Raw genomic sequence first — 13,997 nt, 5'->3', positions numbered from 1 at the left:
ATTGGGGAATGCGGACCCGTTTGGCGGAATGTCGCTCGTCGTCGCAGGGAGGACATTTTTCATGCTATCCGGTTCACGGGCGGCGCGGATGAAATGGGAGGCCCCGATTGCTGGCGAGCAAAAGGGCACCGACTTCCGGCTTCCGCTCGACAGTCATCGAAACTTCCGCTTCAAGCCCCGGGGCAGGAGCGGGGGGGCGGTATGACAAACGCTATCGATGAAGCAGGGCAGGAACGTGGCAAATGGGAGCCGTTTCGCCGCTTTCTTGCGCATCCACTGGTGCTTCTGCCGATCGGCGTGGTTCTGGTGGCTCTTGGCGCGATCCTGCCGGGCTTCGTCATCAACGCGCTTCATATCGATCGTTCCTCGCCGCTGCGGGCGCTCTCGGGCTTGCTGGTCGGGATTTGCGGACTGCTGGCTTATCATGCCTTCCTGCGCTGGATCGTGCGGGAGCCGCGCAATGGCGTCCGGCCCGGGCGCGCCGGAGGAGAACTGACAGCGGGTGTGCTGGGCGGCGTGATCCTGTTCAGCCTTGTCGTCGGAGCGGTCGCACTGCTTGGAGGGCTTTCGATCGTCGGGCTGCGAGGCACGGGCGACTTGTGGGTCTGGTTCGGGATCGCATTCTATAGCGGTATGGTGGAGGAGGCCGTGTTCCGCGGCGTCATCCAGCGCCAGCTCGAGGCAGTTTTCGGAACATGGGCGGCGCTGGCGCTGACGTCCGCATTCTTCGGATTCGCCCATCTCATGAATCCCGGTGCCAGCTTGTTTGCCGCCTTCGCCATCGCTTGCGAGGCGGGGATCCTGCTGGGTGCGGCCTATCTTGTAACGCGGCGACTATGGGCGCCGATCGGGCTGCACATGGGCTGGAACTTCACTCAGGGGTGGATCTGGTCGATCCCCGTTTCCGGGGGAGGGACGCCGCGCGGGCTGGTGGAGACGCGCCTCAGCGGGCCTGAACTCCTGACCGGCGGGGCGTTCGGGCTCGAAGCCTCGGGCGTGGCGCTGGTGGTGGCGACGATCGCGGGCGTCGCCCTGCTGCGATACGCCTACCGCAAGGGGGAGTTCATGCCGCCGCGCTGGAAGCGGTGTCACACGAACGAGTAGGGGTCGATGTCGATGTTCACGCGCACCCCGCGTGGAAACTCGAGCGGATCGAGCCATTCGCGCAATGTTTTCTGCAGTTCCGCCGAGCGGCGCGCGTTGATCAGCAGCCGGAAGCGATGGCGGCCACGCAGCAGGGAGAGCGGAGCGGGGGCAGGGCCGAGCACCAGCATGTCGGGGAGGTTCGGCGCTGTCCCGCCGATCGCGCGGGCGGCGGATAGTGCCTCGGCCTGGTCCTCCGAACTGACGATGATCGCAGCCCAACGCCCGAAGGGCGGCGCCCCAGCGTCGCGGCGGGCTTCGGTCTCGGCGGCATAGAAGGCGTCGCGGTCGCCGTTGGCCAGGGCGGCGATGACGGCGGCTTCGGGGTGGCGGGTCTGGATGAGGACTTCGCCGGGCTTCTCGCCCCGTCCCGCACGGCCGGCGACCTGGGCGATCTGCTGGTAAGTCCTTTCACCGGCTCGCAAATCTCCGCCTTCGAGGCCGAGGTCGGCGTCTACCACGCCCACCAGCGTCAGGTCGGGGAAGTGGTAGCCCTTGGTCACCAGCTGGGTGCCGATGATGACGTCGATCGCCTTGTTTTCCGCCATCGCGACGAATTCGCCGATCGCGGCGGGGGTGTTCATGGTGTCCGAGGTGACGAGGGCGGTGCGCGCTTCGGGCAGGATTTCCGCCACTTCGTCGGCGATGCGCTCCACCCCGGGGCCGCAGGCGACGAGGCAGTCGCCGGTGCCGCAATCGGGACAGGCTTCCGGCACGGGCGTCTCGTGGCCGCAGTGGTGGCAGGCTAACCTCTTGGAAAACCTGTGTTCTACCAGCCATGCAGTGCAGTTGGGGCACTGGAAGCGGTAGCCGCAGTTGCGGCACAAGGTCAGCGGCGCATAGCCCCGGCGGTTGAGGAACAGCAGCGATTGCTCGCCCTTGGCCAGCCGGTCCTTCATCGCCTGCACCAGTCTTGGCGCGATCCAGCGGCCGCGTTCGGGGGCCTCTTCGCGCAGGTCGAGGATGTTGATCGCGGGCAATGTCGCGCCGCCGAAGCGCGAGGGCAGGTCGATCTTGCGGTAGACCCCGGCTTCGGCCAGCTGCATCGATTCCAGCGCCGGGGTGGCGCTGGCCAGAACTATAGGAATTCCTTCGAATTTCGCGCGCATCACGGCCACGTCACGGGCGTTGTAGCGCACCCCGTCGTCCTGCTTGAACGAGATTTCGTGCGCCTCGTCGACCACGATCAGGCCCAGATTCGCGTAAGGCAGGAACAGCGCAGAGCGGGCACCCACGATGACCTTAGCGGCACCTAACGATACCGCACGCCACGCCCGGCGCCTTTCGCTGGACTTCAAGGACGAATGCCACAGCACCGGCGGCACCCCAAAACGATGCTCGAAGCGGCGCAGGAAATTTTCGGTCAGCGCGATCTCGGGGAGCAGCACCAGCACTTGCCGCTCCATGCGTATCGCTTCGGCGACAGCCTCGAAGTAGCACTCGGTCTTGCCCGAGCCGGTGACGCCGTCGAGCAGAAAGGGGGCGAACTTCTTTGCCTTCACCGCCTCGACGAAAATGTCGGCGGCGTGCTGCTGGATGTCGTTGAGCTTCGGCTCGGCGAATTCCGGGCGGGCAGGGGGATAGGGCCGGTCGAGATCGACCGTCACCGCCTCCAGCAGTCCCGCGCCGACCATGCCGCGCAGCACGCCCTCCGATACGCTGGCGAGTTCCGCCAGCTCGCGGATCGAGCCTTGCTCCCCCTGCAGCGCATCGAGCGCTGCTGCGCGCTGGGGCGTAAGGCGGGCGGGCTCCTCGCCGGTCAGGCGGTATTCGGTGGTCGTGCCGCCGCCGCGCAGCGCCGACATGCTGCCCAGCGCCATGCGCGCAACCGACGACAGCGGGGCGCAGTAGTAATCGGCGGTCCATTCGATCAGTCGCCGCAACCGCTCCGACAGCGGCGGCGCGGGCATCACGCCGAGCAAAGGTCTCAGTTTGCTTTCAGGCACTTCCTGCGCATTTAGGCGTTCTGGTTCCCAGACGATGCCCAACACCTGTCGCGGACCGAGGGGGGCGACGACGATCGATCCGAATTCGATCGTCATTCCCTCCGGCACGCGATAGTCGAGGACGCCCAGCGCGGCGTTGAAGACGAGGAGTCGGACACGTTGCATCTGCGTTCATATAGGCGCGGGCAAACGGGGTCGTGAAGGAGTACGCGCAGATGAATGGGGGATCGAGCATGCAGGCAGTGGGACGACGGGCAGTTTTGGCCGGATTTCTGGCTACGGGCGTCATGGCACTACCGGGCTGCACCACGATCGGGCGGCCCAGCTATACCGATATCATCGAGAACCTGCTGATGCTTTCCAGCCAGCGCGCCTTCGCGCGGCTGACGCAGCCCGACGGTTTCTGGGACAGCCAGGTCGCCCGGATCAACATGCCGGTGCTGTTCGGCCGTCCGGGGTCGGTGGCGCAGAAAATATTCCGCTCGCCGCTGTTCAAGGAAAAGCTCCAGCGCGAACTGAACCGCATCGCCGAGGACGGCGCGCGCGTCGCGGCACCGATCGTCTACGACGCGGTCCGCTCGCTGACGGTGACCGACGCGCTGGCTCTGCTGCGGGGCGGGGATACTTCGGCGACGACGTTCCTGCGCCAGTCGATGGGCTCCGGCCTCGTCAATGCGATGATCCCGGAACTCGACCGGGTGATGCGCATGGCCGAGGACCCGATCCTCAATACCGCCGTCAATGCGCTGACCGGCGTGAACATGGCGGACGCGGCGCATGCCCTGGCGCTCGAGGCGGACAATGCGATCTGGTACGAGATCGGCGCGCAGGAAGCGGATATCCGCGCGCATCCCGAAAGCACCAATGACGGCGCGCTGATCGCGGCGTTGAAGCTGGCTAAGGGCATTTAATCGATAAAGCCCCGTCATCCCAGCGAAAGCTGGGACCGCTGGCCGAGCCAAGCCCAACCCTCGGCGGGGCTGAGTTCGAACGCGCGTTGGCCGTAACAGGCCAGCGGTCCCAGCTTTCGCTGGGATGACGGGGGTGTGCGCGCATGCCAACACGGGTGGCACCCCGGCGCGGCATTGCCTATAGGGGCGCCCAGAATCGCCGCCCCCGTCGCGGCGCCGCAGGGATACGCACGCCATGAAGTTCTTCGCCGACACCGCCGAAATCGCCGACATCAAGGAACTGGCCGACACCGGCCTGCTCGACGGCGTGACCACCAACCCGTCGCTGATCGCCAAGTCGGGCCGTGATTTCATGGAAGTCACCGCCGAGATCTGCAAGCTGACCACCGGCCCCGTCAGCGCCGAAGTCGTCGCGCTCGACCACGCGGGCATGATGCGCGAGGCCGAAATCCTGCGCAAGATCGCCGACAACGTCTGCATCAAGGTGCCGCTCACCATCGACGGCCTCAAGACCTGCAAGGCGCTGACCGGCGAAGGCACCATGGTCAACGTGACGCTGTGCTTCTCGGCCAACCAGGCGCTGCTCGCCGCCAAGGCCGGCGCGACCTTCGTGTCGCCCTTCGTCGGCCGTCACGATGACAACGGCTTCGACGGCATGGCGCTCATCAGCGACATCCGCCTGATCTACGACAACTACAACTTCGCGACCGAGATCCTCGTCGCCTCGGTGCGCCACGGCGTTCACGTTCTGGAAGCCGCGCGCATCGGCGCCGACGTGATGACCGCGCCGCCGTCGGTCATCAAGGGCCTGTTCAAGCACGTCCTGACCGAAAAGGGCATCGAAGGCTTCCTCGCCGACTGGGCGAAGACCGGGCAGTCGATCTGATCTGACGGGGCGGGGTCTGCCCACCCCGTCCGGCTAGGCCTTGCGGGCCAAGCCTCCCGGCCCTCCCGCATGCGGGAGGGCAAGACGCAGTGCTCTCATTCCCCTCCCGCTTGCGGGAGGGGGCAGGGGTGGGCTTCAGCCTCACGCCCCAAACCACCCCCTCTCACATCGCCCATTTGAGCCAGCCGCGCCAATGCGCTAGGCACCTCGGGCAATGTCCGACGAATCCCCAACCGATCGCTTCAAGTCCGTCCTCACCGGAGCCTCGCGCGCCATCGCGCAGGAGGCGGAGGTCGAAGTGAACTGGACCGCCGATGCGCCCAGTTCCACAGGCAACACCTTCCGCGTGCCGATGCCCGGCCGCAGCCTGCCGCGCGCCGCCGCGATGCAGGCGCGCGGCTTCGCCGACAGCTTCGCGCTCAAGCTGCGCCACCACGACGACAAGCTGCACATGCGCAATGCCCCCGCCGAGCCGACCGCGCGCGCCGCGTTCGATGCGGTGGAGACGGTGCGCTACGAGGCGCTGGGCGCCAATGCCTACGACGGCATGCGCGACAATCTGGACGCCGCGCTGCTGACGCGCATCATCTCCGACCCGATCAGCCGCGCTGACACGCCCGACGCCGTGCCGGTCCCCGCCGCGTTGGCCTTGCTGCTGCGCGAGCGCCTGACCGGTCAGGAAATCCCCGAGATCGCCCGCCCCGGCGTCGAAATGGTCCGCAAGTGGATCGAGCGCAAGGCGGGCACCGACTTCGATGCCCTGGCGAATTCGCTGCACGACCAGAAGGCGTTCCAGAGCCTGTCGCTCGACATGCTGCAGCACCTCGAACTCACCCGCGCGGAGGAAGTGCCGCAGGAACCTACCGACATGGAGGACATGGACGGCGAGGAAGAGACCGAGGAGCAGGAGGAAGGCGGCGAAGAGGGCCAGGACCAGAACCCCGCCGAAATGGCCGCCGAACCTTCGCAGGGCGACGACGAAGGCGAGAGCGAGGCCGAAGGCGAAACCTCCGACGACATGGAGGAGGGCGAAGAAGGCCAGGAAGGCGAGGAGGGCATGCTCCCCGTTCGCCCGAACCGTCCATGGACGGACATCCCGGACAGCTTCGATTACAAAGTCTTCACCGAGGCCTTCGACGAAGTCGTCGGCGCTTCGGACCTTTGCGACGAAGAAGAACTGACCCGCCTGCGCGCTTATCTGGATGCGCAGCTCAAGGGCCTGCAGGGTGTGGTGACGCGGCTTGCCAACCGCCTGCAGCGCCGCCTGATGGCGCAGCAGAACCGCTCGTGGGACTTCGACCAGGAAGAGGGCCTGCTCGATGCCGCGCGTCTGGCGCGCGTGGTCGTCTCGCCGGGGCAGTCGCTGTCCTACAAGATCGAGCGCGACGTGGAGTTCAAGGACACCGTCGTCACCCTGCTGCTCGACAATTCCGGCTCGATGCGCGGCCGCCCGATCTCGATCGCGGCGATCAGCGCGGATGTGCTGGCGCGCACGCTGGAGCGCTGCGGCGTGAAGGTGGAGATCCTCGGCTTCACCACCCGCGCGTGGAAGGGCGGCCAGAGCCGCGAAAGCTGGCTGGCGAACGGCAAGCCCGCGCACCCCGGCCGCCTCAACGACCTGCGCCACATCGTCTACAAGAAGGCGGACGAACCCTGGCGCCGCGCCAAGAAGAACCTCGGCCTGATGATGCGCGAGGGGCTGCTCAAGGAGAACATCGACGGCGAGGCGCTGCTCTGGGCGCACAACCGCATGCTGGCGCGTCAGGAGGACCGCCGCATCCTGATGGTCATCTCCGACGGCGCGCCGGTGGACGATTCGACCCTCTCGGTGAACTCGGCGGGCTATCTGGAAGCGCACCTGCGCCGCGTGATCGAATGGATCGAGAGTAAGTCCCCGGTCCAGCTGGTGGCGATCGGCATCGGCCACGACGTGACCCGCTACTACCGCCGCGCCGTGACGATCATGGACGCGGAACAGCTCGGCGGGACGATGATCGAGCAGTTGGCGGGGTTGTTCGAGGAGGAGTGAACGATTTTTAATCGCCAGATTGCGATTGCCCGGAAGTTTAACTTGAACTAATTCTCGATCCTCTTCCTGGGGCAGGAAGAAACGGGGGTTAGATGAAAAAGTTTTTGGCGGTTGGCCTTGGGCTGGCCTTTGCGGTTGGCGTGGCGCCGACGGCATTCGCGCAAGCAGGCGCGCAGTCTGGCAATACCCTGACGCAGGGCATGGTGCAGATGACCCTGGAGGTGGGAAAGACCTCGCAGGGCGAAGTGCTTGAGACTTTCGGGGCGCCCAACATCACGACTGTCGATGGTCAGGGGAACGAGATGTGGGTCTATGACCGGCACGCTACCGTGACCAGCAACAAGTCCGGCGGCTTCTCGATCGGCCTGGGTCTTGGTGCCGGCGGTGACGGCGTTGCTGGTCTCGGCGGTCTCGGCTTCGGCAAGAAGAAGTCGTCCTCAGAAACGTCGCAGCGCACCATGACGCTCATCATCAAATTCGACCGGGCGAAGATCGTTTCCGATTTCCGCAGCCGTTCCAGCTCTTTCTGAGGCTTCACATCATGAATATCACGAAGTCTGTCGCAGCGCTCGTCGCTGCAACTGCGATCGCTTGCGCCGTTCCCGCCATCGCAAAAGACAAGGCTCCCGAACTGTCGGGACTGGAGCTGCAGCAGATCCAGAGCCACGATGTCGAGGCCGACAAGTCGATTGTATTCAGCTCGGTGATGAGCGTGCTGCAGGATGCCGGTTATCGTATTCAGGCGGCTGATCTGGATACAGGTCTTATCACCGGTCTTGGGTCGTCGAAGGGCAAGCTGACCTACAATCTCCTGACCGGGTTCGGAAAGTCGAAGAAAACGCCTTTCGTCAGTGCCTATATCGAGAAGATTGGCCCCGCTATCACGCGCATTCGCTTGAATTTCGTCATGGCCAAGATGAAATCGACGATTTATTCCTCGCAGCCGCAGGACGAAGAACCGATCCTTGATGTGGCAGTCTACAAAGACGCCTTCGAAAAGCTCGACCAGGCGGTGTTTCTACGCCAGTCGATGAACGCGGCCCCTGCGGCACCGGCCTCCGTACCTGTCGCGGCGACGACTGTTCAGGCCACTGTCAAGTAATCTGTCAAGCGGGAGGCGTCCTGCGCCTCCCGCTTGACTGCCGCGCGCCTCCGCCTATTCGGCAAGGCATGACCGACGCATCCCAACTGACGCTGTTCAACAGCCTGACCCGCAAGCTCGAAATGTTCGAGCCCGTCCACCCGGGCGAGGCGCGCGTCTATACCTGCGGGCCGACGGTCTACAACTACCCACACATCGGCAACATGCGCGCCTACGTCTTCGCGGACATTCTGGGCCGGACGTTGAGCCACAAGGGTTACAAGCTCACCCACGTCATCAACATCACCGACGTCGGCCACCTGACCGACGATGCCGATGCGGGCGAGGACAAGATGGAGAAGATGGCGCGCACGCAGTCCCAATCCATCTGGGACATCGCAGAGCATTACACGCAGGCCTATTGGGCCGACATCAAGGCGCTGGGCATCCGCCAGCCTGCGAAGTGGTCGATCGCCACCGACTACGTTCCGCAGATGATCGAATTCGCCGAGAAGATCGCGCCAATCCATTGTTATGAATTGGAAAGCGGTCTCTACTTCGACGTCTCCACCGTCGCCGATTACGGCCGCCTCGCGCGCGCCGTCACCGAGGAGGGCGAGGGGCGCATCGAGGCCGTGGACGGCAAGCGCAACGCCGCCGACTTCGCGATCTGGCGCAAGACGCCCGAGGGCGAGAAGCGGCAGATGGAGTGGGATTCGCCCTGGGGCAAAGGCGCGCCGGGCTGGCATCTCGAATGCTCGGTGATGAGCGGCGATCTGCTCGGCTTTCCGTTCGACATCCACACCGGCGGCATCGACCACCGCGAGATCCATCACCCCAACGAGATCGCCCAGAACCAGGCGTTCTGCTGCAACCCCGGAGACTCCTGCGGCCTCGACGTGCCCGCAAATTCGGGCGCCAAGGTGTGGATGCACAACAATTTTCTTGTCGAGCGCTCAGGCAAGATGAGCAAGTCCTCGGGCGAATTCCTGCGGCTGCAATTGCTGATCGACAAGGGCTACCACCCACTCGGCTACCGCATGATGTGCCTGCAGGCGCATTACCGCAGCGAACTGGAATTCAGCTGGGAAGGTCTTGCGGCCGCACTGGTGCGTCTCAAGCGCATGATCATCGTCGCCGAGCGTCTTGCCGACGTGGAAGCCGGTGAACCCTCGCATCCCAAGCTCGCGCCGATGCTCGAAACGTTCGAGAAGGCGATCGGCGAAGACCTCAACACCGCGATCGCGCTGACCGCGCTGGAAGAGGTGTTGGCCGCGAAGAAGGTCGATCCCGCCGCCAAGCGCGCCGTGGTCGAGGCAATGGACGCGGTGCTCGGGCTCGACCTGTTCGGCACCGCGCGCGCCGATCTGCGCCTGCGTCCCAAGACGGCGGCAATTACCGAGGCGGAGATCGAGGACGTTCTCGCTGCCCGCAAGCAGGCGCGTGCCGACAAGGACTTCGCGACTTCCGACGCCCTGCGTGACGAACTTGTCGCCAAGGGTGTCGAGGCGATGGACGGCGATCCGCTCGGCTGGGAATGGAAGCTGGCCTGATTGTTGCCATGAACGTAAGGGCGAATGCCGAACCCGCCCTTGTCTTCCCGCGCGGATGCTCCGAGGCTGGCAAGCTATTGTAGTTGCCCGGATTAGGAGTGCCCCATGACCGCCGCGCTGATCAATGCCAACTCGCGCCCATGGCTGGAGGGCAAGCTGCCCGAAGGCGTCGAGCCGCTGTGGTTCGAGGATGCCGACCAACTCATGGCGCTGGCACCTCGCGCCGAAGTGGCATGGCTGGATATGATCGCACCGCCCAAGGCCCGCGAGGCATTGCCCCTGATGACCGGGCTCAAGTGGTATTGCGCCATGTCCTCGGGCGTGGACTGGCTGCCGCTCGACCTTTTCCGGGAGCGCGGCGTCGCGCTGACCAATGGCGCGGGAATCCATGCGCAGAGCGTATCCGAATATGCGCTCATGGGCATGCTGACGATGGCCAAGGGCTGGCGCGAGGTCGTGCGGGCGCAGGATCGCCACGAATGGCTGCCCGATTCGCCGGGCAAGCGCGAGTTGCTGGACAGCGAAGTGCTGGTGATCGGCGCGGGCGAGATCGGCGCGAAGATCGCCGGGATGCTGTGTGTATTCGGCGCCAAAGTCACCGCCGCGCGCCGCACGCCGGGTGAAGGCGAACTCGGGCAGGACGAATGGCAGGGCGCGCTCGGGCGGTTCGACTGGGTGATCCTGATCGTCCCCTCGACGCCGCAGACGACCGGCATGTTCGGCGCGGAGCAGTTCGCGGCGATGAAGCCGGGCGCGGTCCTGCTCAATTTCGCGCGCGGTACGGTGATCGACCAGGACGCGCTGCTCGCCGCGATCGATTCGGGGCATCTGGGTGGGGCGTTCCTCGACGTGACCACGCCCGAGCCGCTGCCCTCGGACCATCCGCTGTGGTCGCGCGAGAACGTGCATATCTCCATGCACTTGTCCGGCCGCGCGCAGGATGCATTGTTCGCGCGCGGCTCGGCGCGGTTTCTCGGTAACCTCGGGCGCTATTTACGCGGAGAGCCGCTGGCGCATCAGGTCGATCTCGCGCAGGGTTACTAGCTCTGCTTGCCCCCGCCTGATATTTTCTACGGCGAGGCTGATTAATTCATCAGGGACGGTCCTGAACAGAATCGCGTATCAGCCTCGATCAAGACGGCCGGGCATCAGGGACCGGCGGCAGGAAGAGGGAAAGCTGGATCATGGCCGAGAGCGACAAGCGCAAGGCGTCGGACCTGTTCATCGAATGTCTCGAGCAGGAAGGTGTCGAGTATATCTTCGGCGTGCCGGGCGAGGAAAACCTCGATTTTCTGGATTCGCTGTCGCGTTCGAAGCAGATCAAGCTGATCCTGACGCGTCACGAACAGGGCGCGGGGTTCATGGCCGCCACTTACGGGCGCCACACGGGCAAGGCTGGTGTCTGCCTCTCGACGCTGGGGCCGGGCGCGACGAATTTCGTCACCGCTGCCGCTTATGCGACGCTCGGCGGCATGCCGATGCTGATGATCACCGGCCAGAAGCCGATCAAGAAGTCGAAGCAGGGCCGCTTCCAGATCCTCGATGTCGTCTCGATGATGCAGCCGATCACCAAGTATGCGCACCAGATGGCATCCTCGGACAACATTCCGAGCCGCGTGCGCGAGGCGTTCCGCATCGCCGAGGAAGAGAAGCCGGGTGCGACGCATATCGAGCTTCCCGAGGATATTGCCGACGAGCACACCGATTCGCGCCCCGTTCCGCGCTCGATCGTGCGGCGCCCGACGGCGGACGTGAAATCGATCGTCCAGGCCGTCGATGCCCTGCAGACGGCGAAGCGTCCCGTTCTCGTGATCGGCGCAGGCGCGAACCGCAAGATGACCAGCAAGATGTTGAGCGAGTTCGTCGAGAAGACCGGCATTCCGTTCCTCACCACCCAACTCGGCAAGGGCGTGATCGACGAGCGCCATCCCAAGTTCCTGGGCTGCGCTGCGCTGTCCTCGGGCGATTTCGTGCACCGCGCGATCGAGGACGCCGACTGCATCGTCAACATCGGCCACGACGTGATCGAGAAGCCGCCGTTCTTCATGCACAACGACGGCACTCGCGATGACCGCACGGTGATCCACATCTCGACCAAAACGGCCGAGGTGGATCCGGTCTACTTCCCGCACATCGAGGTGATCGGCGACATCGCCAACGCCATGTGGCAGATCAAGGAGGCGATCACGCCTTCGCCCAAGTGGAACTTCGATTCGATGCTGCGCTTCCGCGCCGCCGAGGTCGAGCACACCGCGAAGCTGGCGGCGGACGAGCGCTTCCCGATCTTCCCGCCCCATGCCGTGCAGCAGGTGCGCGACGCGCTGCCCGACGATGCGATCGTCTGCCTCGACAACGGCGTCTACAAGCTGTGGTTCGCGCGCGGCTATTGCGCGATGAAGCCCAACACGGTGCTGCTCGACAACGCGCTGGCGACGATGGGGGCAGGGCTGCCCTCGGCGATGGCGAGCGCGATGGTCTATCCCGAGCGCAAGGTCTTCGCGGTCTGCGGCGACGGCGGGTTCATGATGAACAGCCAGGAGATGGAGACGGCGGTGCGCCTCGGTCTCAACCTGACGGTGCTGATCCTGAACGACAATGCCTATGGCATGATCCGCTGGAAGCAGGCGAACATGGGCTTCGCGGACTTCGGGCTGAACTATGGAAACCCGGACTTCGTGCAGTATGCGCAGAGCTACGGCGCCAACGGCTACCGGGTTGAGAGCGCCGCGCACCTCAAGGAACTGCTCGCGCACTGCCGTAATACGCCCGGCGTGCACCTGATCGACTGCCCGGTCGATTATTCCGAGAACGATCGCATCCTGAATACCGAGATCAAGGAACTCTCGCGGGCTCTGTAAGGCCTTTCGCCATCGCGAATGAAACGACGCCCCAGGGTAGCATCAGGCTGTCCTGGGGTCTTCGTTTCGGGTATTCGTGCAAGGTACCTTCAATCATATCGCTGTCATTCCCGCGAAGGCGGGAACCCAACTGATGATCTTTCAACAGGCAATGTCAGGAGATGGATCCCCCCCTTCGCGGGGATGACGAGGAAGGTTTAAACAGCGCTCTGGCGGCGATGCCTCAGTAATCCACCAGCACCAGTACTTCGATGTGCACGGTCATGCGCGGCAGGTCCTGCCTGTGCTCGACCGACGTTACCGCTGCATCGGCCACGAGATGGCGCGGGATGGTGAATTCGTGGTCGGGCAGGGCAGCGATGAATGCCTCTCCCTTGGTCACCGCTTCCGCGCCTTCGAAGGCCAGCACGATCGTATGGCGTGCGCCGGAGAACGTGGCGCTGGCCCAGTCGCGCTCGGCATGGCTCAGCAAGTCGGCTTCGGAACCGGCGAGGCCGAGCACCTCGGACAGCAGCCGCAGCCAAGGACCGCGTGTCGGGGCCTTGGCGGGCACGAAAGCACGGCGCATTTCCCGCGTGAGTTCAGACTGCATGGCGGTTCTCCCCGGCGCCGGTAAGGTAGGTCTGCATGAATCGCTCGACTCGCGCGGCGGTGTCACCGCGCGGCACCCGGCCGTTGCGCAGATCCGCCACGAAGCGCGGGTCCTGCGCGGCGAGGCGGCCGAATTTGGTCCACGGCATGTCGGTCTGGCGTAGGAAGCGCTCGATCTCGCGCAGGAGCATCCGGTCTGGTCCTTTCATGTAGGAATTCGCTTGATGTTTCCATTTTGTTCCGTTCTAAATCCTACATGTCTAGGAAATTTCCTACGGATACGGATTACAAAATGGTAAGCGACCCGACCCGTCTGCGCCTGCTGGAACTGGCCGAGAAGCGGCGCGTGAGTTTGTCCAAACTCTCGGCCATGCTGGGCAAAAACCCCGCCTATCTTCAGCAATTCATCCGCAAGGGTAGTCCGCGCAAGCTGGAGGAGCACGATCGCGGGATGCTCGCGCGGTTCTTCGGTGTGGATGAGGCGGAACTGGGCCAATCGAAGGAAATTTCCTATGCCGTTCCGGAGCAATCACGCAGACGCAGCTGGATCGATGTTCCGCGCTTGGCGGTGGGTGCTTCGGCGGGGCCGGGGGCGACGGCCGAAGGAGAGCAGGTGGTGGACACCATCCGCTTCTCCGGGCGCTGGCTGCGGTCGATGGGGCTACAGCCGGAAAACCTCTCCACCATCGTGGTGAGCGGCGATTCGATGGAGCCGACGCTGCGTGACGGCGATGAAATCCTCGTCGACCGGACCTTGCGTGCCTTGCGCGACGGTATTCATGTCGTTCGGCTGGGGGACAGCCTGCTGGTGAAGCGCATCGACGTCTCGCGGCCGGGGCTGGTCGTACTGATCAGCGACAACCCTGCCTATCCTCCGGTCGAATGCGGCACCCGCGACGTCGAGGTGATCGGCAGGGTGGTCTGGAAGGGTGGGCGCATCTAGAGTTTGTTCTGTTGAAGCGGCACCGGCCCACGCCCCCACCCGACCTCCCACTAGTG

At 64.7% G+C, this 13,997-nt stretch carries 13 protein-coding genes; 10 read left to right on the top strand and 3 right to left on the bottom strand.

Annotated features, from left to right (window positions below):
* The first annotated feature begins 201 nt into the window (after window positions 1-201).
* On the top strand, window positions 202-1,104 hold the full coding sequence (locus PKE80_RS21115; protein WP_271184218.1) for a CPBP family intramembrane glutamic endopeptidase: 903 nt from the start codon (window positions 202-204) through the stop codon (window positions 1,102-1,104).
* Here the strand turns inward: PKE80_RS21115 and PKE80_RS21110 are convergent.
* The gene (locus PKE80_RS21110; RefSeq protein WP_271184217.1) at window positions 1,089-3,254 is read right to left on the bottom strand and encodes a primosomal protein N'; all 2,166 of its coding nucleotides are present in this window, start codon (window positions 3,252-3,254) and stop codon (window positions 1,089-1,091) included. The two genes, PKE80_RS21115 and PKE80_RS21110, sit on opposite strands and share 16 nt — an antisense overlap.
* Before the next feature lie 122 nt (window positions 3,255-3,376).
* Here PKE80_RS21110 and PKE80_RS21105 point away from each other — a divergent pair, with 122 nt between their 5' ends.
* From PKE80_RS21105 to PKE80_RS21070, 8 genes are all read left to right on the top strand, one after another.
* A complete protein-coding gene (locus PKE80_RS21105) occupies window positions 3,377-4,000 on the top strand; it encodes a DUF4197 domain-containing protein (protein WP_211150085.1) in 624 nt (207 codons plus the stop codon).
* Window positions 4,001-4,235: 235 nt separating this feature from the next.
* Window positions 4,236-4,886, top strand: a complete 651-nt coding sequence (gene fsa, locus PKE80_RS21100; protein ID WP_008830036.1) for a fructose-6-phosphate aldolase — start codon at window positions 4,236-4,238, stop codon at window positions 4,884-4,886.
* A gap of 214 nt (window positions 4,887-5,100) precedes the next feature.
* Window positions 5,101-6,915 carry a cobaltochelatase subunit CobT gene (gene cobT / locus PKE80_RS21095; RefSeq protein ID WP_271184216.1) on the top strand — a complete coding sequence of 605 codons (1,815 nt, stop codon included), beginning with the start codon at window positions 5,101-5,103 and terminating at the stop codon, window positions 6,913-6,915.
* A gap of 92 nt (window positions 6,916-7,007) precedes the next feature.
* Entirely contained in the window at window positions 7,008-7,445 is a 438-nt protein-coding gene (locus PKE80_RS21090) for a hypothetical protein (RefSeq protein WP_271184215.1), read from the top strand.
* A gap of 11 nt (window positions 7,446-7,456) precedes the next feature.
* Window positions 7,457-8,017: a hypothetical protein gene (locus tag PKE80_RS21085; protein ID WP_271184214.1), complete on the top strand. Its 561-nt coding sequence runs from the start codon at window positions 7,457-7,459 to the stop codon at window positions 8,015-8,017.
* A gap of 68 nt (window positions 8,018-8,085) precedes the next feature.
* Window positions 8,086-9,549: a cysteine--tRNA ligase gene (cysS, locus tag PKE80_RS21080; protein WP_271184213.1), complete on the top strand. Its 1,464-nt coding sequence runs from the start codon at window positions 8,086-8,088 to the stop codon at window positions 9,547-9,549.
* Window positions 9,550-9,654: 105 nt separating this feature from the next.
* Window positions 9,655-10,593, top strand: coding sequence for a D-2-hydroxyacid dehydrogenase (locus PKE80_RS21075; RefSeq protein WP_271184212.1), 939 nt, complete (start codon window positions 9,655-9,657; stop codon window positions 10,591-10,593).
* 140 nt (window positions 10,594-10,733) lie between these two features.
* On the top strand, window positions 10,734-12,407 hold the full coding sequence (locus PKE80_RS21070; protein WP_271184211.1) for an acetolactate synthase large subunit: 1,674 nt from the start codon (window positions 10,734-10,736) through the stop codon (window positions 12,405-12,407).
* 223 nt (window positions 12,408-12,630) lie between these two features.
* Here the strand turns inward: PKE80_RS21070 and PKE80_RS21065 are convergent, their stop codons facing one another.
* Both PKE80_RS21065 and PKE80_RS21060 read right to left on the bottom strand, forming a co-directional pair.
* On the bottom strand, window positions 12,631-12,999 hold the full coding sequence (locus PKE80_RS21065; RefSeq protein ID WP_271184210.1) for a hypothetical protein: 369 nt from the start codon (window positions 12,997-12,999) through the stop codon (window positions 12,631-12,633).
* Window positions 12,989-13,189: a hypothetical protein gene (locus PKE80_RS21060; RefSeq protein WP_271184290.1), complete on the bottom strand. Its 201-nt coding sequence runs from the start codon at window positions 13,187-13,189 to the stop codon at window positions 12,989-12,991. Before PKE80_RS21060 ends, PKE80_RS21065 begins: the two co-directional genes overlap by 11 nt.
* A gap of 101 nt (window positions 13,190-13,290) precedes the next feature.
* On the opposite strand from PKE80_RS21060, the gene PKE80_RS21055 reads away from it, so the two are divergent.
* Window positions 13,291-13,941, top strand: coding sequence for a S24 family peptidase (locus PKE80_RS21055; protein WP_271184209.1), 651 nt, complete (start codon window positions 13,291-13,293; stop codon window positions 13,939-13,941).
* The last annotated feature ends 56 nt before the right edge of the window (window positions 13,942-13,997 follow it).

The sequence above is a fragment of the Novosphingobium resinovorum genome, from assembly GCF_027922145.1.
Classification (GTDB): Bacteria; Pseudomonadota; Alphaproteobacteria; order Sphingomonadales; family Sphingomonadaceae; genus Novosphingobium; species Novosphingobium resinovorum.
This window is presented reverse-complemented; position numbering and strand designations above follow the sequence as displayed.